The organism is Acidobacteriota bacterium, from assembly GCA_026707545.1.
Lineage (GTDB): Bacteria > Acidobacteriota > Thermoanaerobaculia > Multivoradales > Multivoraceae > Multivorans.
In genome coordinates this window covers 1,951,368-1,972,207 of sequence record JAPOWR010000001.1, presented here as the reverse complement: position 1 = coordinate 1,972,207, position 20,840 = coordinate 1,951,368, and the positions used below count along the sequence as shown (strand labels likewise).

Here is a 20,840-nt window from a genome sequence, read left to right as displayed (position 1 = left end):
CCGAATGGCCGACCCGATCCGCATCGTAGTACCCGACATCGGCGACTTCGACTCGGTCGATGTGGTCGAGGTGCTCGTCTCGCCGGGCGAGCATGTCGATGTCGATGCGGGCCTGATCACGCTCGAGAGCGACAAGGCGTCGATGGAGGTGCCGTCGCCTCACTGCGGCGTCGTCCTGGAGGTCGCCGTCTCGCTCGGCGACAAGGTGGGGGAGGGGGACCTGATCGTCATCCTCGACGCCGACGACGAGTCCCACCCGGACCATCGCGTCGAGCGTCCGCGGCATCCGCATGCGCCGCCGCCTCAGGCGGCCGCGCAGCACTCGCAGGAAGAGCCGGCGCCGCCTCAGGCGGCCGCGGCGACGTTGGCGCCCACCGTCGTGGCGCCGCCTGATGTCGACGCCGAAGTCCTGGTCCTTGGCGCTGGCCCGGGTGGCTACACGGCGGCCTTCCGCGCCGCCGACCTGGGCCGTCAGGTCGTTCTCGTGGAGCCGCACGCGAACCTGGGCGGCGTCTGCCTGAACGTCGGCTGCATTCCATCCAAGGCCTTGCTGCACGCTGCCCGCGTGATCGACGAGGCGGCCGAGTTCGCGGCCCACGGCATCGACTTCGGCGAGCCGGCCATCGACCGGCGCAAGCTCGGGGGCTGGAAGAACGAGGTCGTGGGGCGGCTGACAGGTGGTCTGGCGCAGCTCGCCGCGCGGCGCAAGGTCGACGTCGTGCGCGGCCACGGCCGCTTCACCGGCACCCACGAGGTCGAGATCGAGGACGTCGACGGCGGCCGCCGCACCCTGACCTTCGGCCAGGCGATCGTCGCGGTCGGCTCGCGTCCGGCGATGATTCCGGGTTTGCCGGTCGGCGATTCGCGGGTCTGGGACTCGACCGACGCGCTGGAACTCGATTCCGACTTCGATCCCGGCGGCCGCCTGCTGGTGATCGGCGGCGGCACTATCGGCCTCGAGATGGCGACGGTGTATGCCGCCCTCGGCTACCGGGTGACCGTCGTCGAACTGCTGCCGGAACTGCTGGCCGGCGTCGACCGGGACCTGGCCCGACCGCTTCAGCGACGTCTGGCGAAACGCCTGGAGAACATCCACGTGAACACGCGGGTGACGGCCGTCAAGGCGCAGAAGAACGGCCTGGTGGTCTCGATGGAGGGCGAGAACGCTCCGCGGTCCGGCTTGTTCGGTCGCGTCCTGGTGGCGGTCGGCCGCCGTCCGAACGGCGACCGCTTCGGCGCGGAGGCGGCCGGTGTCCACGTCGACGGGCAGGGCTTCGTGCCGGTCGACGATCAGCAGCGGACCAACGTGCCGCACATCTTCGCGATCGGCGACCTCGTGCCCGGACCGATGCTCGCGCACAAGGCGACCCACGAGGGCAAGGTCGCGGCGGAGGTCGCGGCGGGGGAGAAGAGCGGCTTCGAGGCGCGGGTCATCCCGTCCGTCGCCTATACCGACCCGGAGGTGGCGTGGGTAGGCCTCACCGAGACGGAGGCGCGCGAGAACGGCACTGCCTACGACAAGGGGACGTTCCCCTGGGGCGCTTCCGGCCGCGCCCTGACGCTGGGCCGGCCCGAAGGCCTGACCAAGCTGCTGTTCGATCCCGGCAGTGGGCGGCTCCTCGGCGCCGGCATCGTCGGTGTGAATGCCGGCGACCTGATCGCCGAGGCGGCCCTGGCGATCGAGATGAACGCCGACGCCACCGATCTGGCGCTGACCGTTCACCCGCACCCGACCCTCTCCGAGACGGTCGCCTTCGCCGCCGAGGCGTACGAAGGGACGATCACCGATCTCTACCTGCCGCGGCGCGGGAAGCGGTGACGCCGCCGTCGACGTGAACCGCCTCGACAAGTGGCTCCAGGTGTCGCGGATGTTCCGGGCGCGCTCGAAGGCGACCGCGGCCTGCACTGCCGGTCGGGTCACGGTCAACGGCCAGCAGGCGAAGGCCCACCGCCAACTCAAGGTCGGCGACCGGATCGAGTTCAGGATCCGGGACTGGAAGCGGATCCTCGTCGTACGCGAACTGAGAGACAAACCGCTGCCCAAGGCCGAGGCGCCGCGTCTCTACGAGGATCTGAGTCCGCCGAAGCCGGAGCCGCGTAGGCGCGATCCTTTCCTGGCCCCGGAGCCGGCGCGGAGACGCCGTGGCGCCGGCCGTCCGACCAAGCGGGACCGGCGACTGATCGACCGCCTGCGCTGACCGGGAGTAGCCAACGCCGCGCTACAGTTCCGTGCCTATGCCCACGAATCCGGCACCGCACCGACCCGTCGCCGCCCTCGTCCCTGTTTCACTCCTCGCCCTGTGCGCCGCCGCCTGCACTGGCCCGCTGCCGGAGCGCTCGACCGCGCCCTCGGGCCCGGCCTACGACCCGCGGACCGACCCGCTCGTCAACCCGCCGACACTGACCGAGCCGTACCCGTTCGACCGGCCGGAGGTTGTGGCCCGGGACGACACGCTGGTTCGCTACATGTTCGGCGACCCGCGCACGCTGAACCCGATCTTCGCGATCTTCTGGGAGGACTACTATCTGTCGGGCGCGCTGTTCCAGTCGCTGACGACGCGCAATGCGGACATGACGATGGTGTGGAACCAGACCGTGGTCGAAGAGGCCGTGATCGCGGACGACTGGATGAGCGCCCGCGTGCGCATCCGGCCGGGGCTGACCTGGCACGACGGCAAGCCGTGGACGATGCACGACCTGAAGTTCACCTACGACATGGTGGCTTCGGACGACGTGCCGGCGGCGATGTACAAGCACGACGTCGACCAGGTCGAGCGGATCGACGTGGTCGACGATCTGACCGTCGTGTTCCACTTCAAGGACGCCCTGGTCACGAACATGCTCGCCATGCGGGTGCCCCCGATTCCTCGCCACATCTGGAACAACCCGGAAGAGCTCGCGAACGACCCGACGATGTGGAGCAGCGAGTACTTCAACCACTACGCGCGCGAGGAAGTCATCGGCTCGGGGCCGTACAAGTTCGTGTCCTGGACCCTGACCGACAAGATCGTGGTCGAGCGCTGGGACGAGTTCCCCGACGCGGTACGTATCGCGCCCTTCAGGCGCGTGATCTACCGCCCGCAAAGCGACCGCAACCTGGGCCTGTTGCTGTTCAAGAAGGGCGAACTCGACGAGTACTGGTTCACGCCCCAGCAGTTCGCCACCCAGAGCAACGACGAGGAGTTCGAGCGGGTCGGCATCAAGGGCTGGGCGCCGGCGCGGCGAATCTCGCGAATCGGCTGGAACCAGGACGGCAGCAACCCGTTCTTCACCGACGTGCGGGTGCGGCGGGCGATGACCCACGCCTACGATCAGAAGCGCGTGATCCGGGACGTCGCCTACGGGGTCTACCTGGAGACCGACCAGCTCTGGGACAAGGAGCACATGGGCTACAACCCGGACGTGCCGAAGTACCCGTTCGATCTGAAGCGCGCCGGCGAGTTACTCGACGAAGCCGGCTGGTTGCCGGATTCGGACGACGGCTGGCGCTACAAGGAGATCGGCGGCGAGAGGGTCAGGTTCTCGTTCGAGCTGGAGATCGCCCAGACCTTCGCGGACGCGGTCAAGATGGCGGACATCTACCGCGAGGATCTGCGCAGCATCGGCGTCGAGCTGACACTTCGCCAGTTCGAGAACGCGACCCACGAGCGGCACCTGCAGGAGCACGAGTTCCAGGCTCACGCGGACGCCGACGAGGTGACGACCGATCCGGACCAGTGGACGATCCGGCTCCACTCGACGAGCTACGACAACGCCCGCAACTACGTCGGCTACAAGAGCGATCGGGTCGACGATCTGCTGGAGCGCGGCCGGCGCGAATTCGACCCCGAGGCCCGCGCCGCGATCTACCGCGAACTGGCCTACGTCGTGGCCGAGGACCAGCCGTTCACGATGATGTGGAACTACTCCGAGATCCGCGCCTTCAGCAAGCGCCTCCGCGGCATCGAGTTCGCGCCCTCCGGCGTCTTCCTGTTCCAGCCGACACCGCCCCCCGGCAGCGACTGGTGGACCAGCCCCGGCTGGTGGACGCACCGCGACGATGTCGCCGCGTATGCCTCCGGCGGCTGAGGCGGCGGCTAGACCCGCCCGCGGCTGCTTGGCGTCACTCTGCTGGAGCCTCGTTAGCCCGCTGCTCGTTGGTGCGCGCGTACTCGAGGATGTTGAGCAGGCCGTAGTTGCCCTCGTGGCAGGCGTACTCGAAGATCGCCTGATCCGACCGCTTCATTTCGACCCGTGCGCTCCAGGGGCGCTCGAAGGACTCCGGGTCGTCGATCGTGTACTCGTAGATAAGAGTCGTCTCGTCGAAGCGGGTGAAGCGCTCGACGAGTCGCATGTTGCCGCCGGAGCCGGCGAAGCTGATTCGCGGGTCGAAGTTGCGGGTCTCGACGACCAGGGTTGCGCCGTCCCAGTAGCCGCGTGAATCGCCCTTGAACTGGCGCAGGTGCTCGGGCAGTCGGGGTTGGTCGTCGAGCGGGACGATCCGGGTGTCGTGGACCATCTCGTTGAGGAGCGCCACGGTGTCGGGCGTCACCAGGATCAGCACGTTGTTGTTGTAGCCGCCCGGGTTCATCGGCGGTCCGGCGTTGAAACCCATCAGGCAGCGTTCCCAGAGGTTCCGATCCTCGGGTCCGGTCGGCGGACTGGCGCGCACGTCGCGCCGTTCCTGTGCGCGGCGCCGGCCGTCCTCGGTCATCGGCGGAATGCGGCCGCTCGGAGGGTCGAAGATCAGCGACGTGCGGCGGGACTCCTGCACGTGGCGCCCGTGGTCGAGCCAGTAGGGCGCGTGGACGCTCGGGCTCCTCTTCTGGGCCTCTGCGCGGCGCGCGATCGTGTCGCGCTCGAACTGGGCGGCCTCTTGGGCCGTGAAGTACTCCTTGTCGGCGTGAGCGGAAGGGCGTTGCAGCGGTGTTGCCGTGGCGAAGTCCCACAGCCCGTCGATGTCGCCGGGCGGGGTCCAGTTCGGGTCGGCCTGCGCGCTCAGCGACGCCGCAGCCACCAGGGCGGCGGCCAGCGCGAACAGGAGGCCCGGGCTGCGTGATCGGAGCACCTGTTTTTCAGGATAGCGCCTGGACTCGCGTCCGTCATCCCCGGACGTCGCGGATCTCTTCTATGCTCGCGCGATGGCGGCGCCGCTCACCCTCGTCATCGGCAACAAGAACTACTCTTCCTGGTCGCTCCGACCCTGGGCTCTGATGACCGAGCTCGGCGTTCCGTTCGGAGAACGAATGGTGAAGTTCGACTCCGCCGATTGGGAGGCGAACATCGACACCCTGTCGCCCACGCGGCTCGTGCCCGTGCTGTGGGAGGGTGAACCCGGACGGGGGTTCGCGACGTTCGATACCTCGGCGATCGTCGAGAGGCTGGCGGAGCTCTATCCGGATCGTGGCGTCTGGCCGGTGGATGCCCGGGCCCGGGCCCGCGCCAGGTCCCTGGTCGCGAACTTCCACTCCGGCTACCCGGCGTTGCGCTCGGCCATGCCGATGAACATTCGCTCGCACCATCCGGGTAAGGGCCAGGAGCCGGAGGTCATGGCCGAAATCGAACGACTGACTGCGTTTTGGCGCGATACCCGAGCCGAGTTCGGCACGCGGAGCCCGTACCTGTTCGGCAACTTCTCGGCCGCCGACGCCTACTTCCTGCCGGTCGCCTCACGGTTCGCGACCTACGAGCCGCCACTGCCGGCGGAGGCCCAGGACTACTGCCGCGCCCTGCTCGACACGATGGCGATGCGCCGGTGGAGCACGGCGGCCCGGCTGGAGACGGAGTTCGTGCCCATGGACGAACCCTACGCCGACCCGCCCTGAGGAGACGGCCCGCCGATCAGGGAAGAACCTGAGGCCCCAGAACCGAGCCCCACAGGGCGATGCCCAGGGCGACGCCGACCAGCGGTGGGCCGACGGCGCGCGATCTCTGGCCCCTGGGAAGCGCAGTCACGAGGAACCAGTAGCCGAACACCAGGCAGATGAGGCCGGGGAGGACGGCGAGCGACGCGGGGATTCCCGTGATCGCCGCGAAGTTGGCTTCGTCCTGGTTTCCCCTGAATCCGCCACCAAACAGGTCGATGGCGATGACCGGAATCGCCGCTACACCTTGCAGGGGAGCGACGAATCCGCTTCCGAGAACCAGAGAAAGCGGACCGGGGCCGTATCTCCGGACCCAGAGCACGAAGCCGATGGCCGTCAGATAGGAGACGATCGGTCCCGCGGCGGCGCTCAAGGCCACCTGCCACGGTTCGGCAATCGCGGCCGCCGCCTCGACATCTCCGGCGCGCCAGAGCCGGCGGAACTCGCTGGAACCTGTCCAACTGACCGAGGCGTAGCGCAGGACGTTGTCTGGGAATCCACATGCGACGTTGACGGCGAAGTGTCCCAGTTCGTGAAGCTGGATCCCGATGGGAGCGGCGATCGCGCCGCCGGCCAAGCCGGCCAGCCACTTGCCGCTTCGCAGCCACTCGCGGAGCGGGACTTGCCCGGTTTCCTGCCGCTCCATGTCCGACACGTCTCCTCCTCAGAGAGCCCTGTCCAGTTCAAGCACGAGAGCGACGACCAGGTCGTGAAGATGGTTCATCGCAGCTTCACTGACGTGCTCGATGGTGTCTCTGCTCGAGTGAATGATCCCGAAGACCTCGGGCATGAAGCCCTCGCGGAGCCCGGACTCGGGCCCCGCGTTCAGGGCGAGCCACATCTGATGCGACGCCGTGGCGCCGTTCATGGCGAGCGAGACGTTGGGGATGCCCGCGGCCTGAAAAGGGCGATCGTCGCTCGGGGGATAGCGGGGGAAACCCATGCACGCGATCTCGCGCGCGGCGCAGGCGACGCGGAGGCTGCGGTAGACGGTGTCGTTTCCCTCGTGGGAGGTCGGTCCGTACATCAGCGTCTCGTCGCCGACGACCACGTCGACGTTGACCATGGCGGCGACGCGAGCGGCGCCTTCCGCCTGCACGTAGGCCTGAGAGCCGAGGAGCCCGGCTTCCTCAAGGTCGAAGAGAACGACCCGGACGCGGTGGCTCAACTCATGTCGCCCCAGGGTTTCCGCGACCCTGGTCAGGACGACCGAGGCAGCGCCGTTGTCCACGGCGCCGCCGACGACCGTGCCGTCCTGGAGCCGGACCACGTCGTAGTGCGCGCCGACCACGATGTCGCGAGGACCTTCACCGACCGTGGCGATCAGGTTCTTCCCGCTTTCTCGCGGCTGCCGCTCTGTTGCGGTAGCCGGAAACTCCTGGACAGAAGGTTCGAGCCCGCGCTCCTGGAACATGCGAAGCAGTTCGTCGCCGCGATCCACCGTCTCGCGGCCGACGATCCGACCCAGATCGTCGAGCAGGCCGGTCAGCGGGCCTTGCCGTGGTTCCGCGGGGAGCGCCGGGCGCTCCGGGCCCGGGCCGGCGATGCTGGAACACGCCAGCGCCATGCAAGCGCACAGCGCGGCGCCTGCCAGCCGGCGCTGGTGGGCGGAGTGGCCGCCGGGGTGCACTGCGCTCGTGAGATCCTCCCGTTTCGTGGCCGTCAGGCGTCCTCGCCGACGATCACGTCGACCTGGTCCTGGGGCGCGTAGAAGTACGAGCCCGGCCGGAAGTCGTAACCGAGGTCGCCGAGCAGGCGGCGCTGCCGCGGCGTGCAGCGTTCCAGGACTTCGGGCGTTGGTTCCGGATCGTACGTGCGCAGGAACAACTGGCAGTAGTTGTAGAGGATCGTCTTGCGGGCACGAGGCGACGCGTTGACGGACGGACCGTGCCAGAGCGAGTGCGGGAAGAGGATGCAGTCGCCGGCCTTGCCCTTGAGCTGGACGGCGCCCGGCGTCTTCGGGCCCGGGGCGGGGTAGGGCCGGTCGGGGAACGGGCGCATGTGGCTGCCGGGGAAGACGGTGAAGTTGCCGCAGTCCTCGTCCGTGATGTCGGAGAGCAGGTACATCCCCTTCATCGCCAGCGGCAGACTGGTCTCGGTGACGCGGATGCGGCGGAGCGCCTCACCGCCGTCGGTGTGGGTGTAGCCCGGCCAGCGCGGGTTGGACGGTCGAACGATCGCCTGGGTCATGCTGAGCACGACGTAGGGGCCCATGATGTCCCTGATCAGGTCGAAGACGGGAGACGCGTCCATCAGGTCGAGGAAGGCCTGGTCGTAGTGGAGCAGGACCCGGCGGTCCATGAAGCCCTCGGGGTCACGGTCGACGGCGTGGTCGAGCCAGGCGTAGTGGCCCAACGGTCCGTCCGGGCTCGGCTCCCAACCTGGTAGTTGGCGGACACGGTCGAGCTCGGCGTCGAAGAACGCGACCTGGTCCGGTGACAGCGCCTGTTCGACGCGAATGTAGCCGTCGATCGCCCATTGTTCGCGTTGGGCGTGGGTCAGTTTCTCCATGACGGTTGCCTCCTGCTCGGGCCCCGTGGGCGATCCGGGCCAGTGTCACTTGCTTCGGTCGTGTTTCCTGAGAGTATGCCGGCTCGGCCGCGATGGTCACTCGTCGGCAGGTTCGCCGCCGTCGGCTTGCTTCGCGGCTTCTTCCGCGTTGCGGGCGCGCTCTGCAGCGCCCGGGTGGCTGGAAAGCCAGTCCAGCGGGCTGCCACCCGCTCGTGCGCCCGCTTCCCGGCCGGCACCGCTGAGCCGACCCACGATGTCGCTGAGTCGGGTCGGCGGAATCCCGGCGCTGAGCAGATAGTCGAAGGCGAATCGATCGGCGTCACGTTCAAAGGAGCGCGAGTAGCGCTGGGCCAGCAACCGATCCGGCCCCAGGATGGAGAGTGTGGCGACCGACACGTCGCCTGTGAACGCCGTCCACAGAACTAGCATCGAGGACGTCTGGGCCACCCTTCGCATCACGTGGCGGCCCGACACGTGCCCCAATTCGTGGGCGAGAACCGCGATGATTTCCTCGTCGTCCTCGGCCAACTCCACCAGGAGGTCCGTGAGAACGACGGTGCCGCCCGGTACGGCGAATGCGTTGGGAGCTCCGACGGAGTGGAACCGGAGGTCCGCGTTCTCGATTCCAGTCTCCCTGCACATCTCCTCGAAGGCGGCCAGGAGTTCGTTGCGACGGTTCGGCGAGAGTTCGGATGGCTCGAGAAACCGAAGCTGTTCGAACAGGGTCAGGAGGTTGTCGCCGATGACGGCTTCCACTTCGGGTGGTGTTGCCGCGACGGCGACTGTGGCGACGGCCGGCGCGCCCCATTCGGTGAACGAGTAGAGAATCGCCGCGGTAACCGCCAGTGCGGCCGCCGCGCCCCGCCAGGTGCTGTCCAGCCGATGGCGCAGGCGCCCGAAACGATCGGCTCGCGATTCGGCGTCAGGGCGGGTGCGAGCATGCGCGGCGTCCAGAGCGTCATTGTCCTGAACTTCGCACACGCCGCCGTCCGGCAGGTGGATGTAGCGCGGCGTGTCGGCGACGCGAGCGGGTATCCGGACGTTCTCGTGGACGACAAGTTCCTCCAGACCCTCACGTGCGATCACGAGTCCGCCTCCAGTCGTGAGCGCGAGAGTGGCGGCACGGCACCGCGAGGTGCGCCCGTCGTAGTAGCGACAGGGAATCCCGGTCAAATGCCGATCTCCAGTCCGAACTCGCCGGCGGCCTCGGCGCCGGTCGCAGCTACGCTTTGGGTTTCGCCTGCCTCGAACATCCGTTCGGTGTCTGTCTGGATGACGGAGAACTGGCCCACGACGTACCGAAGCACCCGAATGCGGGCGAAGGGAATGAACAGGCCGGACGTGCCGATGATCAGGGCGGCGTTGCTCACGTACAGCCACAACATCTTCGAGAAGGAGAGAGCCAGGCTGAAGGTGTCCTCGCCGAGCCGGGTGTTGCTCCACCGGTAGCTGAGCAGGCGGGTGCGCAGGTAGGCCAGGATGAACAGGCTGATCGCTGCAGCGATGGCCACCATGGCGAGGAGAAAGAGGCGCATGTCGAGTGAGGCATCGCCAGGATCGGAACCCGTAGCCATGATCGACGCGGTGATTGCGACGAACAGGGCGACGAGTCCGCCGACGTACAGGACGCCGACGACAATCGCGGTGACTACGTACATCCCGTAGTAGGGCCGGGGTTTGCCGGCGAAGCTGAACGGCTCGGCGCCGAAACGGGATTCCTCGACCAGGAAACGGTCGCGCCCGAAGACCGTGAAAGGTCTCGCAAGGCCCAGGGTCGCGAGCGATGCGGCCCAGGACAACGGATACCAGACTGCGGCGTCCCAGTACTTGCCGCGGAAGTCGAGGGCGATACCGCGATGCCTGGAGTTGCGCATCTGGAAGGACCGGGCGCGCACAACGACCCATGGCACGAGCGGCATCAGGGCGAGAAGCGCCGCGTAGTAGTAGACGATGGAGAAGAGCTGGGCGACCCAGAGAAGCACCAGGACGGTGGCAACGAGGATCCGTCCACGCAGGATGGCAACCGGGTTCGCGGTGTAGTCGAAGGCGGCGTCGCCGAGCCAGACGCTGCCGTAGAGGTAGCGTCTGGCTCGCACCTTCGCCCAGGCCGAGTAGATCCCGAGCGTCAGGAGCGTCAGGGCGACGTTGACGATCCAGATGCGGAAGTACTCCCGGCCGTCGGCCGTGAAGCGGAGTTTCCGAGCTTGGGAACCGCCGCTGGTGTCGTCTTCGCTTGGTTCACCGACGAGTCCGCCGATCTCACCGCCCTGATCGAGGAGATCGCCCAGCGACATGGAGTCGGGATCGTCGCCGCTGGCGCTGTCCCGGCCGGACCGCTCGTTGAACGCGTCGTGTCTGGGCTCGTTCGTCATGAGTCGGTTGAGGCGAATGCAGGGCCCGAATCTCCGCGCCCAGAGCTTCGGTCGGCCACCCTACTAGGTCCAGGCCGTGACTCCGCCGGTGAGTCGGCCGACGATCTTCGCCGTGACCTCGGCGAGAGCGTTAACTTCTTTGTTTTCAACGGTTGCGTGAAGCCGCCGAATCGATATGCTGGGCTTGCAGGCACTGGCTGCGGCGCTCGCGGCGAGCCCCGTTCGGTTATCATGCCGGCACAGTTTGGGGGTAGCGAGCCGGCTTGGCGGTCACCGGCGGGCCTCGCGGCGGACGGCCAGCGGAGGATGAGATGAAGGGATCTGCACCGATCGGCTCAATAGCTCGCGCGGAAACGGGGCGCGGCGTACGGTACAGGTGGCGAGAGCATCGAGTCCGGGCGTGTCTCGCGCTGGTGGCGCTTGCCGTGGCGGTCGGGCCGGTCTGGGCTCAGGAGGCGGAGGAGGTCAGCGAACTCGACCGCGTGCTGGCCATGCACTACGAGGCCCGGGGTGGTCTCGAGAAGCTGCGCTCGATTCAGAGTGTGAGGGCTAGCGGGACGATGTCGGTGCAGGGCATGGAGGCCCCGTTCACGATTCACCTGCGCCGGCCGAATCAGAGTCGCGTCGAAGGCGACTTCGGCGGCATGGCCCTCATCCAGGCGTTCGACGGCCAGCAGGCGTGGGTCCAGCAGCCCGGCCAGGCCAAGCCGGGCGCGCTCGAAGGAGAGGCCGCGGCGGCGCAGGCCGCCGACTCCGCGCTGAGCAGCCCCTGGTTCGAGTACACGGAGTTGGGTTACCAGGTGGAACTCGCCGGCCGCGAGGAGATCGAGAGCGGCGAAGCCTGGAAGCTCGTGGTCACCGCGCCCGGCGGCGTGACGCATCAGGTCTTCCTCGGCACCGACGACGGGCTCGAGAAGAAGAGGATCTACCCGGCGGACTTCGGTTTCGGGCTGGAGGACGCGACGGTCCGGTTCGAGGACTACCGGGAGGTCGACGGCCTGATGCTGGCGCACCGGCAGATCATGGGCAGTGCGATCGGCGAGATGCCCCTGATCCTGGATTCCTTCGAGATCAACCCGGAGATCGATCCCGAGATCTTCTTCATGCCGGGCCAGATGGCCGACGCCTCACTCGGCCTGGACGAGGTCCTGTCGCGCTACCGGAACACGCGCGGGGCTTCGGCCGCCGAGGTGCAGACCCTCAGCGCCGCCGGCACGATCGTCATGCTCGGCTTCGAAGTGCCGATGACGGCGGCCTTCGCGCGCCCCGAGTCACTCCGCGTCGACATCGACATGCAGGGTCTGCCGATGGTCATCGCCTACGACGGCGAGACGGCGTGGAACGTGTCGCCGATGACGGGTGCCCTCGAGCCGACGCCGCTGCCGTCGGAGACGATCGGGGCCCTGGGGATCCTCTCCGACTTCATGTGGGGCCGGCTCGCCGACAGCGAGGGATCGGGCTTCGAGGCCTCGCTGGCGGGTATCGAGAAGGTCGAGCGCGACGAGGCCTACCGGCTGGACGTCACGACCGCGGACGGCGAAGCGCGCGCTCTCTACCTCGGCGGGGAGGACTTCCTGGAGCGCCGGATCGTCTTCGAGGGGTCGTTCCTGGGGTCGACGGGAGAGATCGAAGTGACGATCAGCAACTACATGGACGCTGGGGGGTTGATGGTGCCGGGGAAGATCCGGATCGCGGTGGAGGGCCTGGTCGTCACCGAGTTGCGGATCCAGGAAGCTGAAGCCGGGGCCGATATCGATCCCGCTTCGTTTACCATGCCCGCTCCCGCCGACCCGGAGACGCCGGGTCCGGCTCTGTAGGAGCTTGCGCATGCCGACCACGCCTTCGCATCACACAACCAGGGCATTCGACGGCAATCTTCGACGTTGCGTCTCCTTGGTCGCCTGGTCGGCGGCCCTCTTTTTTGCGGCTTCGATGGCCGCAGCCGCCTCGGACGGTGACGCGCCCGAGCCGGTGGAGGATCCCGCCCTTGCCGAGACGATCGTCGTCACCGCGGCGCGGGCCGAGCAGGAACTCGGAAGGGTGACATCGAGCGTCTCCGTCGTCACCGGCGACGAACTCCGGGCCAGTGCGGCCGTGACCCTGGACGACACGTTGCGCCGGGTGCCGGGCTTCAGCCTTTTTCGCCGCAACAGCTCGATGGTCGCGCACCCGACCAGCCAGGGCGTTTCGCTGCGCGGCATCGGCCCCAGCGGCGTCAGCCGCACGTTGGTGCTGCTCGACGGGTTGCCCCTGAACGATCCCTTCGGTGGCTGGATCTACTGGGGCCGCGTGGGTCGCGAGAGCCTGGACCGGATCGAGGTCGTACGCGGCGGCGGCTCGAGCCTGTGGGGCAACTCGGCCCTGGGCGGGGTCATCCACCTCGTCACGTCACAGCCCGAGTCGGGTAGCTCGCTGCGGCTGTCGGCCCTGGCGGGAGACCATGGTGTGGTTTCGGGCGACGCCTGGTTCGGGCAGGGCTTCGAACGCGGGGCGCTGACCCTGTCGGCCAGGACATTCGACAGCGACGGGTATCCGGTGGTGCGGGACGACCACCGCGGTCCGATCGACGTGGACGCCTTCTCGGAACAGACGACGGTGGCCGGCCGGCTGGCGTTTTCTCCCAGCGACTCGGTGTCGATCAGCGTCGGCGGCGACACCCTGTCGGAGGATCGCGGCAACGGCACGCCGCTGACGGGCAACGACACGGAGTTGACGTCGTTCCGGTTGACGGCGGACGTCACCAGCGCTCGCGGCGACACTTGGACGGTGCGCGGCTTCACCCACGAGCAGGAGTTCGCCAGCCGGTTCAGCGCGCAGCAGGTCGACCGTTCCTCGGAGCGGCCGGCTCTCGATCAGTGGCTGGTCGACTCCGAGGCCACCGGCCTGGGCGCCCAGTGGCAGGGCGACGTCGGATCGGGGCAGTGGGTCGCCGGCGCCGAGTGGCGGAGCGTCGAAGGGGCGACCAACGAGGACTTCTTCTTCACCACGCAATTCAACCGGCGGCGCATGGCCGGCGGCGACCAGGCGATCGGCGGCGCCTACGTGCAGCGTCGCGCGCAGTTCGGCGACCGGCTGCAGCTCGAACTTGGCGCCCGCATCGACCGCTGGCAGGCGGGTTCGGGAAGCCGGCTGGAGATCAACAAGGCGGACGGCTCGATCCGGCGCGACGACATGTTCGAGGACCGGGACGAAACGGCCGCGTCGCCGCGCGTCGGCTTCCTCTACTCCCTCGACTTCGGCTGGAGCCTGCGCGGCTCGCTGTACGGGTCGTTCCGGGCGCCGACCGTCAACGAGCTCTACCGGCCCTTCCGGGTGCGCAACGACATCACCGAGGCGAACGAGTCGCTGGAGCCCGAGCGGCTCAGTGGCATCGAGTTCGGCGCCGTGCGTTACCAGGGCGGTTCCCGGCTGTCGTTCAATGCCTTCATGAATCGCGTCGAGAACCCGATCGCCAACGTCACCCTGGCGACGATCCCGAGCAGTCGTTTCTTCCGTCCCTGCGGCTTCGTGCCCGGCGGGGGCTCCTGCCGGCAGCGGCTGAACCTGGACCGCACCCGCATTCAGGGCCTCGAGGCCGAGCTGCGCCAGCGGCTCGGCGATGTCTGGCGGCTGGACCTGTCCTACCTGTACAGCAACGCCGAGGTGGACAGCGCCGCCGACTTCCCGGAACTCGAGGGGAAGAGGCTGGCGCAGACGCCCGAGCAGTCGGCGAGCCTGGGGCTCGAGTATTCGAACCCCGAGGTGCTCCAGGCCAGACTCGGCGTGCGCTTCGTCGGCTCGCAGTTCGAGGACGACCTGAACACGCGGCCGCTTTCGAGCTTCGCCGTCGTGGACCTGAGCGCCGCCCGCGACTTGAGCGGCCGCTGGCAGGTCTTCGCCGGCCTCGAGAACCTGCTCGACGAGGAGGTGCAGGTCGGCATCTCGGGAACCGGCCTGGTCACGGTCGGCGCGCCCCGCATGGTGCACTTGGGGGTGCGCCACATCCTGAGTCCCTGACCCCGAAGGGAGCCCATGGCCCGAGTCACCGCTGAAACGCTCTCCCGCAAGCAGCGGGAGATCTCGGTCTCGGAGTTCTTCGCCAAGAACCGGCACCTGCTCGGCTTCGACTCTCTGCGCAAGGCCCTCCTGACCACGGTCAAGGAGGCGGTGGACAACTCGCTCGACGCCTGCGAGGAGGCCGGCATCCTGCCCGAGATCTGGGTCGAGCTCGAGGCGGCCAAGGGGGCGAACCGGTACCTCGTGCGGGTCACGGACAACGGTCCCGGCATCGTGCCGGAACAGGCGCCGAAGATCTTCGGTCAACTTCTGTACGGGTCGAAGTTCCACAGCCTGAAGCAGAGCCGGGGACAGCAGGGAATCGGCATCTCGGCGGCGGCGATGTACGGGCAGTTGACGACCGGCAAGCCGGTATCGGTGGAGTCGCGTACGGGGCCGGCGGTACCCGCCTACGCGATGCAGGTCATGGTCGACACGAACACGAACAAGCCGAAGGCGATCGGCCGCCGGAATCTGCCCGACTGGCACCTCGACCACGGCACGCTGGTGGAGGTGGAACTGGAGGCGAAGTACCTCAAGGGCCGCCAGTCGGTCGAGGAGTTCCTGCACCAGGTTGCGGTCGCGAACCCGCACGTGACGCTGCACTACCGGAGCCCGAACGGCGACACCGACTCGTGGGCACGTACCGTAGAGCGGAACCCGGCGGCCCCGCGGGAGATCAAGCCGCACCCTCACGGCGTCGAACTCGGCGTGCTGATGAAGATGCTGCAGTCGACACGGCACAAGACGGTCACCCAGTTCCTGTCGCGGGACTTCAGCCGCATCTCGCCGCAACTCGCGGGCGGTCTGGCGAAGCGGGCCGGCATCAAGGCGAAGGCGCGCCCCAACACCGTTGCCCGGCAAGCCGCCGACGCGCTCTACAAGGCGATCAACGACTCGAAGACCCGCATCCGGCCGCCCTCGACCGACTGCCTGTCTCCGATCGGCGTCCAGGAGCTTCTCGCCGGCCTGACCCGTGGCGTGCGGGCGGAGTTCTACGGCGTGGAGACGCGCAAGCCGGCCGTCTACCGTGGCAATCCGTTCCAGGTCGAGGTCGGCCTGGCCTGGGGCGGCGATCTGGCCGGCGACGAACTGGCCAAGGTGCTGCGATTCGCCAACCGGGTTCCGCTCCAGTACTACGCCGGCTCCTGCTGCATCACGAAGGCGGTGATGGACGTGTCCTGGCGCACCTACGGCCTGACCCAGTCGCGCGGTGCGCTGCCCTCGGGGCCGCTGATCGTGCTCGTGCATCTCGCCTCGGTGTGGGTGCCGTTCAGCTCCGAGAGCAAGGTGGCGGTCGCCGACTATGACGAGATCCGCAAGGAGATCAAGCTCGCCGTCCAGACCTGCGGCCGCCGGCTCGGGCAGTACGTCAAGCGCAAGGCGCGGGCCAGGAGCGAGGCGCGGCGCCGCGAAGTGTTCAACCTCTACATCGAGGAGGTGGTCAGCTCGGTCGAGGCGATCACCGGCAAGGAGCAGAAGCTGTTCCGCGACCGGCTGCTGGCGATCAGCCGGCGCAAGACGGAGTTGGCGGGAATGCTCGAAGAGACGAAGGGCGCCACCGGCGAGGACCTGGAAGCGTGCGAGAACGTGCTGGTCGTCGACCCGGACGCGGCGCCGCCGGCAGCGGATGCGGCAGCGACGGCGCCAGCGAACGGAGAGGACGGGCCGCCGGAGGATCCGGTCCCGGACGAGGTTCTGCCCGCGGAGGCTCTGGAGCCGCTCGACGACCTGCCGCCGCCGTTGCCCGCGGAACCCGAGCAGGATCGCGGGTCGCAGTTGGAGCTCGTATGACGGCTGACCGGCTGAAGATCCCGGCCAGTCTCGACGCCAAGGCCAAGATCGAGTTCCTGGCGAAGAAGACCATCGCGATGGCCCGTCGCGAGGTGGACCCCTTCGTCGACATCCCATCGCGCACGCTTTCGAATGTCACGTTCTCGAAGCGCAAGAAGATCATCGAGATGGGCGACGCGACCCAGCGCCGGTCGCTGTTCAACCTGAACCAGGCCCGCAAGTACATGCAGACGCTCCTGGTTGCCCGCGGCTGCACCCAGCTGCTGGATGAGCAGAAGACGACGAGCATCCGCGACCTCTACTACATGAGCAAGCACACCCTGGCCGACGGCAAGGAGAACACCTTCGAAGGCCAGGAGGAGTCGGACCCGATCATCGAGGACCTGGAGGTCACGCTCGGCGCGCTGCGCGAGGAGCTGCACCTGTTCGCGGCGAAGCGCGGCTCGGTCGTTGGCCCGCTGACCCTGGTCGACGCCGGTGACGTGATCGACCTGTCGCGGATGGGCTCAGGTGGCTGGTCGGTGCCCGGCATCGTCGAACCGGACACGATCCGCTTCGTCGGCCACGGCGCCAAGTTCATCCTCCTGGTGGAGAAGGAGGCGGTCTGGGCGCGCCTCAACGAGGACAAGTTCTGGAAGCGCCACAAGTGCATCCTCGTCACCGGCCAGGGCCAGCCCCCGCGCGGCGTGAGGCGCCTCCTGTACCGCATGGTCGACGAGCTGAACCTGCCGCTCTACGTCTTCGTCGACAACGATCCCTGGGGCTACTACATCCACTCCGTGGTCAAGCAGGGCTCGATCGGCCTTGCCTTCGAGTCGAAGCGAATGGCCGTCCCCAAGGCCCGCTTCATCGGCCTCTCCAGCTTCGATCCTGGCGCCTACGACCTCTCCGAAGACGTCAGCATCCGCCTCAACGACCAGGATCGCTCCCGCGCCAAGGAGATCCTGAACTACGAGTGGTTCAAGGCGAAGCCCTGGCAGCGAGAGATCAAGAACATGCTCCGTGCCGGCGTCAAGTGGGAACTCGAGGCCCTCTCGAGCAAGGGACTCTCCTTCGTCACCGAGGAGTTCCTGCCGAAGAAGATCGCCGATCGCGACTGGATCTAGCCATAAGTAGCCCGCCCACTGCGTGCGCGGGCTGCGCCCGACCCGAGAAGTGAATTCCATCAGACAGGCGCGCGTCGGGCTGGTGCTGGCGTGCCTGCTCGCCGTGGCGGGCAACGCAACGGGCGCGGCCGAGTCGGCATCGGAAGACGTCCGGGACACGCTCAAGCGACTACCGCCCGCCGATCCCAGCGAACCGAGCGCCGTCGACTTCCTCGACTTCGTCGACCTGCGCAATCTGGCGGACGACGACGCCATCCGCGTCGCTTCGGCCTCGAGAACCCTGCGGACCACGGCGAACCACCAGATCGTCCTGGAACTCTCGCGGAACGACCTGACCGACGCCAACCTCTTCGACCTGAGGGGACGCACCGTGACGTTCACGCCGGACGGGCAGGGCGGCTACCTCCGGTCGGTCCGGCCGGTCGCCTGGGAGCGGAACATCGGCGGGCGGGTCGCCTCCGATCAGGAAGTGTCGTTCCGTGGCTTCCAGTTCGAGTTCGCCGGCAGATCGTGGAGTTCGTTCTTCGTCAGTCCCCGGGGCGTCATCACGTTCGGCAGGCCGTTGCAGTACGACTACGTGAACACCGGATTCCGGTTCGAGACGATGCAGCAGCTCAGCCACCTGCTGGTCAACGAGACGGGCATCAGCGCCCTGTACAAGCCGCTGCTCGGCGGGTTCTACAACGAGTACGGAGCAACGCAGCACGTCGCCCACCAGGCCGACCGGGTGGTCGTCACCTGGACCACGAACGAGCCCGTCTACTACGTGCATGGTGTGGCTCCACGGACGCCGACCCGCTTCCAGGCGATCCTGGCCTCGGATGGAAGCGTGCGTCTCAACTACGACAACAGCATCTCCTTCAGCGACGGCATCGTCGGGCTGCTGGGACCCGAGAGGAGGTCGCGCGGCGCCGTCATCGCGGAGCTGAGCCACGGCCGGGACATCGGCCTGCCGGGCCACCTCGACCTGCTGAACGTGACCCTGCAGCAGTCGGGTACGGGTGGCGTGATCGTCGAGTTCACACTGAGGGAGCCGCCCCCGGTGCCGCCACGGGGGCACCTTTACGTGTACCGCCTGTTCTTCGACGTGGAGCAGCCCTGGTGGACGGGTTCGGGGGACCTGGACTTCGACTGGCGGTTCTACGTGACGGACGGGGCTTTGAGGCTGGCATCCGGGACGGGCGTCGCGGGAGTGGTGGAGACGACAGACCCCCGCCGCATCGCGTTGCTGGCGAACATCACCGGCCTCGAGGGAACGCCCGTGGCCGTGTTCGCCAGCGCCGCGCACTTCGACGGCGGCAGATACGTCGAGGGGGAATCGTCAAACGTGGCGCAGTTCCGCCTGCCGAACGCGACCGGCCCCAACACCGACCTGTCGGAGGCCACGAGCCGCGCCGCGCAGTACCAGTACGAGGTGTTCAACTACCCGACGGTGAGGAATCTCGACGGCATCGCATGTCACCTCACCAACAGCCTGGACGACGAGTTCGATCTGCTCGTCTTCCACAACCAGTTCCGCATCGACAAGCAGGAAGCCACGACACCGTTCAGGCCGTACTACGCGAACGACCCCGTCGACGGCATTGGGCGCCCAGCCACGATTGGCGGTCCTCCCTGCGGCACAAGGCGGCTCAAGGGCCGCTGGGCTTCCCCCGTCTGGATCTACTCCGACCAGGTGTACCGGAGTGGAGCCGGTGAAGGCAGCCGCTACGACTACGGGCTGTGGCTGTTCGCCCACGAGTTCTCGCACATGTGGCTCGCCTACGTCTCCCGGAACCGCAACGGCCAGTCGGTGCCTCTGGTCGGGGACGGTTGCCTGTGCCACTGGCAGGCATGGCTTCACGCCCCCGCGGCGTTCCCCTGGCACCCGGACCAGGACGGCGCGACATCCCTGATGGGAGGACAGGACTGGCGCGACAACGGCGACGGCACGTTCACCCCGTACAACGGCGTCTGGAACGGCGGCTTCTCCTGGCTCGACCTGTACCTGATGGGGCTCGCCGACGTAGGCGAAGTGCCCGATTTCTTCATCCTCCGGGACCCACGGCAGCAGTCCGTCTTCCGCTACGCCGGCGTGCGTGAGAACGTGTCGATCCAGCAGGTCCTGGATGTCCACGGCTTGCGGAGCCCCTCGGCGGCGCAAGCCCAGACGGACTTCAACGCGGGCTTCGTCTACCTGGTGGATCCGGGCGCATCGCCCGACCCCGACGGGCTGGCTGTGCACGCTCGATTCCGCGACCAGGTACCGGACTACTGGAGCCACATCACGGGTGGACGGTCGCGGTTCTCCGCCAGCGTCTCCACGACGGACCCCGAACCCGACCCGGACCCCGAGCCCGACCCGGACCCGGACCCGACCCCCGGGGAACCCTGCGAGGCGAGCGACCTGACGCTCTGTCTGCACAGCGGTCGCTACACGGTGGAGGCGAAGTGGTGGACCAGCGACGGCAGAAGCGGGCCGGCCGTGGTCGTGCCCAAGGCCACGAAGGACTCCGGGCTGTTCCGGTTCTTCGACGAGGACAACTGGGAGATCCTGATCAAGGTGCTGGACGGCTGCTCGGTCAACAACCACCACTGGGTGTACGGAGCCTCGACCACCGACCTCGGCTACTCGATCCGGGTCACGGACACCAGGACGGGAGACTTCAGCGAGTACCGGAACGAGCCCGGACGACCGGCTCCCGCCATCACGGACGCCACGGCATTCCCACGGGCCTGCTCTGCGTCGCCTGCGCCGATCGCGTCGGAGCCGCTGACCGACGTTGCCACATCCCATTCGGGTTGCGAGGAAGCGGGCTCGTCCCTGTGCCTCGTCGACGGCCGCTTCGAGGTGAAGGTGGACTGGTCCACGGCGGATGGTCTAGAGGGTGCAGCGAGCAGGGTGCCTGGCGGCACGAACAACTCCGGCCTGTTCTACTTCTTCGATCCCAACAACTGGGAGATGCTGATCAAGGTGCTCGACGGTTGTGCCGTGAACGGCAATCACTGGGTGTATTCGGCTGCCGCCACGGACCTCGGGCTCGACATTTCGGTCACCGACACGGAGACGGACAGGACCTGGACCTACACGAAGGAGCCCGGTCCACCGGCACCGGCAATCACGGACAGCGGTGCGTTCACCGATAGTTGCCGCCCTTGAGTTCCAGCGTTCCGACCGCCTCGGTCAAGCGAGGCAGAAC

The 20,840-nt window shown here is 67.9% G+C and carries 15 protein-coding genes; 9 read left to right on the top strand and 6 right to left on the bottom strand.

What is annotated here, in order from left to right; all coding sequences use genetic code 11:
- The first annotated feature begins 4 nt into the window (after positions 1-4).
- The 3 genes from lpdA to OXG83_07795 are packed head-to-tail and all read left to right on the top strand — an operon-like array spanning position 5 to position 4,068.
- On the top strand, positions 5-1,819 hold the full coding sequence (gene lpdA / locus OXG83_07805) for a dihydrolipoyl dehydrogenase (GenBank protein ID MCY3964926.1): 1,815 nt from the start codon (positions 5-7) through the stop codon (positions 1,817-1,819).
- A 13-nt stretch (positions 1,820-1,832) separates the two neighbouring features.
- On the top strand, positions 1,833-2,198 hold the full coding sequence (locus OXG83_07800) for a S4 domain-containing protein (protein ID MCY3964925.1): 366 nt from the start codon (positions 1,833-1,835) through the stop codon (positions 2,196-2,198).
- A 37-nt stretch (positions 2,199-2,235) separates the two neighbouring features.
- Complete coding sequence (locus tag OXG83_07795) at positions 2,236-4,068, top strand: ABC transporter substrate-binding protein (GenBank protein ID MCY3964924.1); 1,833 nt, start codon at positions 2,236-2,238, stop codon at positions 4,066-4,068.
- A gap of 34 nt (positions 4,069-4,102) precedes the next feature.
- Here OXG83_07795 and OXG83_07790 read toward each other — a convergent pair whose 3' ends face one another.
- The gene (locus OXG83_07790; GenBank protein ID MCY3964923.1) at positions 4,103-5,047 is read right to left on the bottom strand and encodes a hypothetical protein; all 945 of its coding nucleotides are present in this window, start codon (positions 5,045-5,047) and stop codon (positions 4,103-4,105) included.
- A gap of 73 nt (positions 5,048-5,120) precedes the next feature.
- Between OXG83_07790 and OXG83_07785 the strand changes: the two genes are divergently transcribed.
- Positions 5,121-5,804: a glutathione S-transferase gene (locus tag OXG83_07785; protein ID MCY3964922.1), complete on the top strand. Its 684-nt coding sequence runs from the start codon at positions 5,121-5,123 to the stop codon at positions 5,802-5,804.
- A gap of 16 nt (positions 5,805-5,820) precedes the next feature.
- On the opposite strand, the gene OXG83_07780 is transcribed toward OXG83_07785, so the two are convergent.
- The 5 genes from OXG83_07780 to OXG83_07760 form a co-directional block, all read right to left on the bottom strand.
- Positions 5,821-6,489 (bottom strand): hypothetical protein, encoded by a 669-nt coding sequence (locus OXG83_07780; GenBank protein MCY3964921.1) that lies wholly within the window; start codon positions 6,487-6,489, stop codon positions 5,821-5,823.
- A gap of 18 nt (positions 6,490-6,507) precedes the next feature.
- On the bottom strand, positions 6,508-7,473 hold the full coding sequence (locus OXG83_07775) for a M28 family peptidase (protein MCY3964920.1): 966 nt from the start codon (positions 7,471-7,473) through the stop codon (positions 6,508-6,510).
- A 32-nt stretch (positions 7,474-7,505) separates the two neighbouring features.
- Positions 7,506-8,354, bottom strand: a complete 849-nt coding sequence (locus tag OXG83_07770; GenBank protein MCY3964919.1) for a phytanoyl-CoA dioxygenase family protein — start codon at positions 8,352-8,354, stop codon at positions 7,506-7,508.
- A gap of 96 nt (positions 8,355-8,450) precedes the next feature.
- Positions 8,451-9,440 carry a M48 family metallopeptidase gene (locus tag OXG83_07765; GenBank protein ID MCY3964918.1) on the bottom strand — a complete coding sequence of 330 codons (990 nt, stop codon included), beginning with the start codon at positions 9,438-9,440 and terminating at the stop codon, positions 8,451-8,453.
- Between the two features lie 83 nt (positions 9,441-9,523).
- Positions 9,524-10,726 carry a YjgN family protein gene (locus OXG83_07760; GenBank protein ID MCY3964917.1) on the bottom strand — a complete coding sequence of 401 codons (1,203 nt, stop codon included), beginning with the start codon at positions 10,724-10,726 and terminating at the stop codon, positions 9,524-9,526.
- A 425-nt stretch (positions 10,727-11,151) separates the two neighbouring features.
- Between OXG83_07760 and OXG83_07755 the strand changes: the two genes are divergently transcribed.
- The 5 genes from OXG83_07755 to OXG83_07735 are packed head-to-tail and all read left to right on the top strand — an operon-like array spanning position 11,152 to position 20,800.
- Positions 11,152-12,543: a hypothetical protein gene (locus OXG83_07755; protein ID MCY3964916.1), complete on the top strand. Its 1,392-nt coding sequence runs from the start codon at positions 11,152-11,154 to the stop codon at positions 12,541-12,543.
- 10 nt (positions 12,544-12,553) lie between these two features.
- Complete coding sequence (locus OXG83_07750) at positions 12,554-14,722, top strand: TonB-dependent receptor (protein ID MCY3964915.1); 2,169 nt, start codon at positions 12,554-12,556, stop codon at positions 14,720-14,722.
- Positions 14,723-14,737: 15 nt separating this feature from the next.
- A complete protein-coding gene (locus OXG83_07745; GenBank protein ID MCY3964914.1) occupies positions 14,738-16,555 on the top strand; it encodes a DNA topoisomerase VI subunit B in 1,818 nt (605 codons plus the stop codon).
- Positions 16,552-17,661 carry a DNA topoisomerase IV subunit A gene (locus tag OXG83_07740; GenBank protein ID MCY3964913.1) on the top strand — a complete coding sequence of 370 codons (1,110 nt, stop codon included), beginning with the start codon at positions 16,552-16,554 and terminating at the stop codon, positions 17,659-17,661. The genes OXG83_07745 and OXG83_07740 overlap by 4 nt, the downstream gene beginning before the upstream one ends.
- Before the next feature lie 49 nt (positions 17,662-17,710).
- Complete coding sequence (locus OXG83_07735) at positions 17,711-20,800, top strand: hypothetical protein (protein ID MCY3964912.1); 3,090 nt, start codon at positions 17,711-17,713, stop codon at positions 20,798-20,800.
- Positions 20,801-20,840: the final 40 nt, after the last annotated feature.

Excerpts from the sequence above, each read along its gene's own strand:
- OXG83_07750 (MCY3964915.1), top strand. The coding sequence starts at position 12,554 with ATGCCGACCACGCCTTCGCATCACACAACCAGGGCATTCGACGGCAAT.
- OXG83_07795 (MCY3964924.1), top strand. The coding sequence starts at position 2,236 with ATGCCCACGAATCCGGCACCGCACCGACCCGTCGCCGCCCTCGTCCCT.
- OXG83_07760 (MCY3964917.1), bottom strand. The coding sequence starts at position 10,726 with ATGACGAACGAGCCCAGACACGACGCGTTCAACGAGCGGTCCGGCCGG.
- lpdA (MCY3964926.1), top strand. The coding sequence starts at position 5 with ATGGCCGACCCGATCCGCATCGTAGTACCCGACATCGGCGACTTCGAC.
- OXG83_07740 (MCY3964913.1), top strand. The coding sequence starts at position 16,552 with ATGACGGCTGACCGGCTGAAGATCCCGGCCAGTCTCGACGCCAAGGCC.
- OXG83_07770 (MCY3964919.1), bottom strand. The coding sequence starts at position 8,354 with ATGGAGAAACTGACCCACGCCCAACGCGAACAATGGGCGATCGACGGC.
- OXG83_07785 (MCY3964922.1), top strand. The coding sequence starts at position 5,121 with ATGGCGGCGCCGCTCACCCTCGTCATCGGCAACAAGAACTACTCTTCC.
- OXG83_07745 (MCY3964914.1), top strand. The coding sequence starts at position 14,738 with ATGGCCCGAGTCACCGCTGAAACGCTCTCCCGCAAGCAGCGGGAGATC.
- OXG83_07780 (MCY3964921.1), bottom strand. The coding sequence starts at position 6,489 with ATGGAGCGGCAGGAAACCGGGCAAGTCCCGCTCCGCGAGTGGCTGCGA.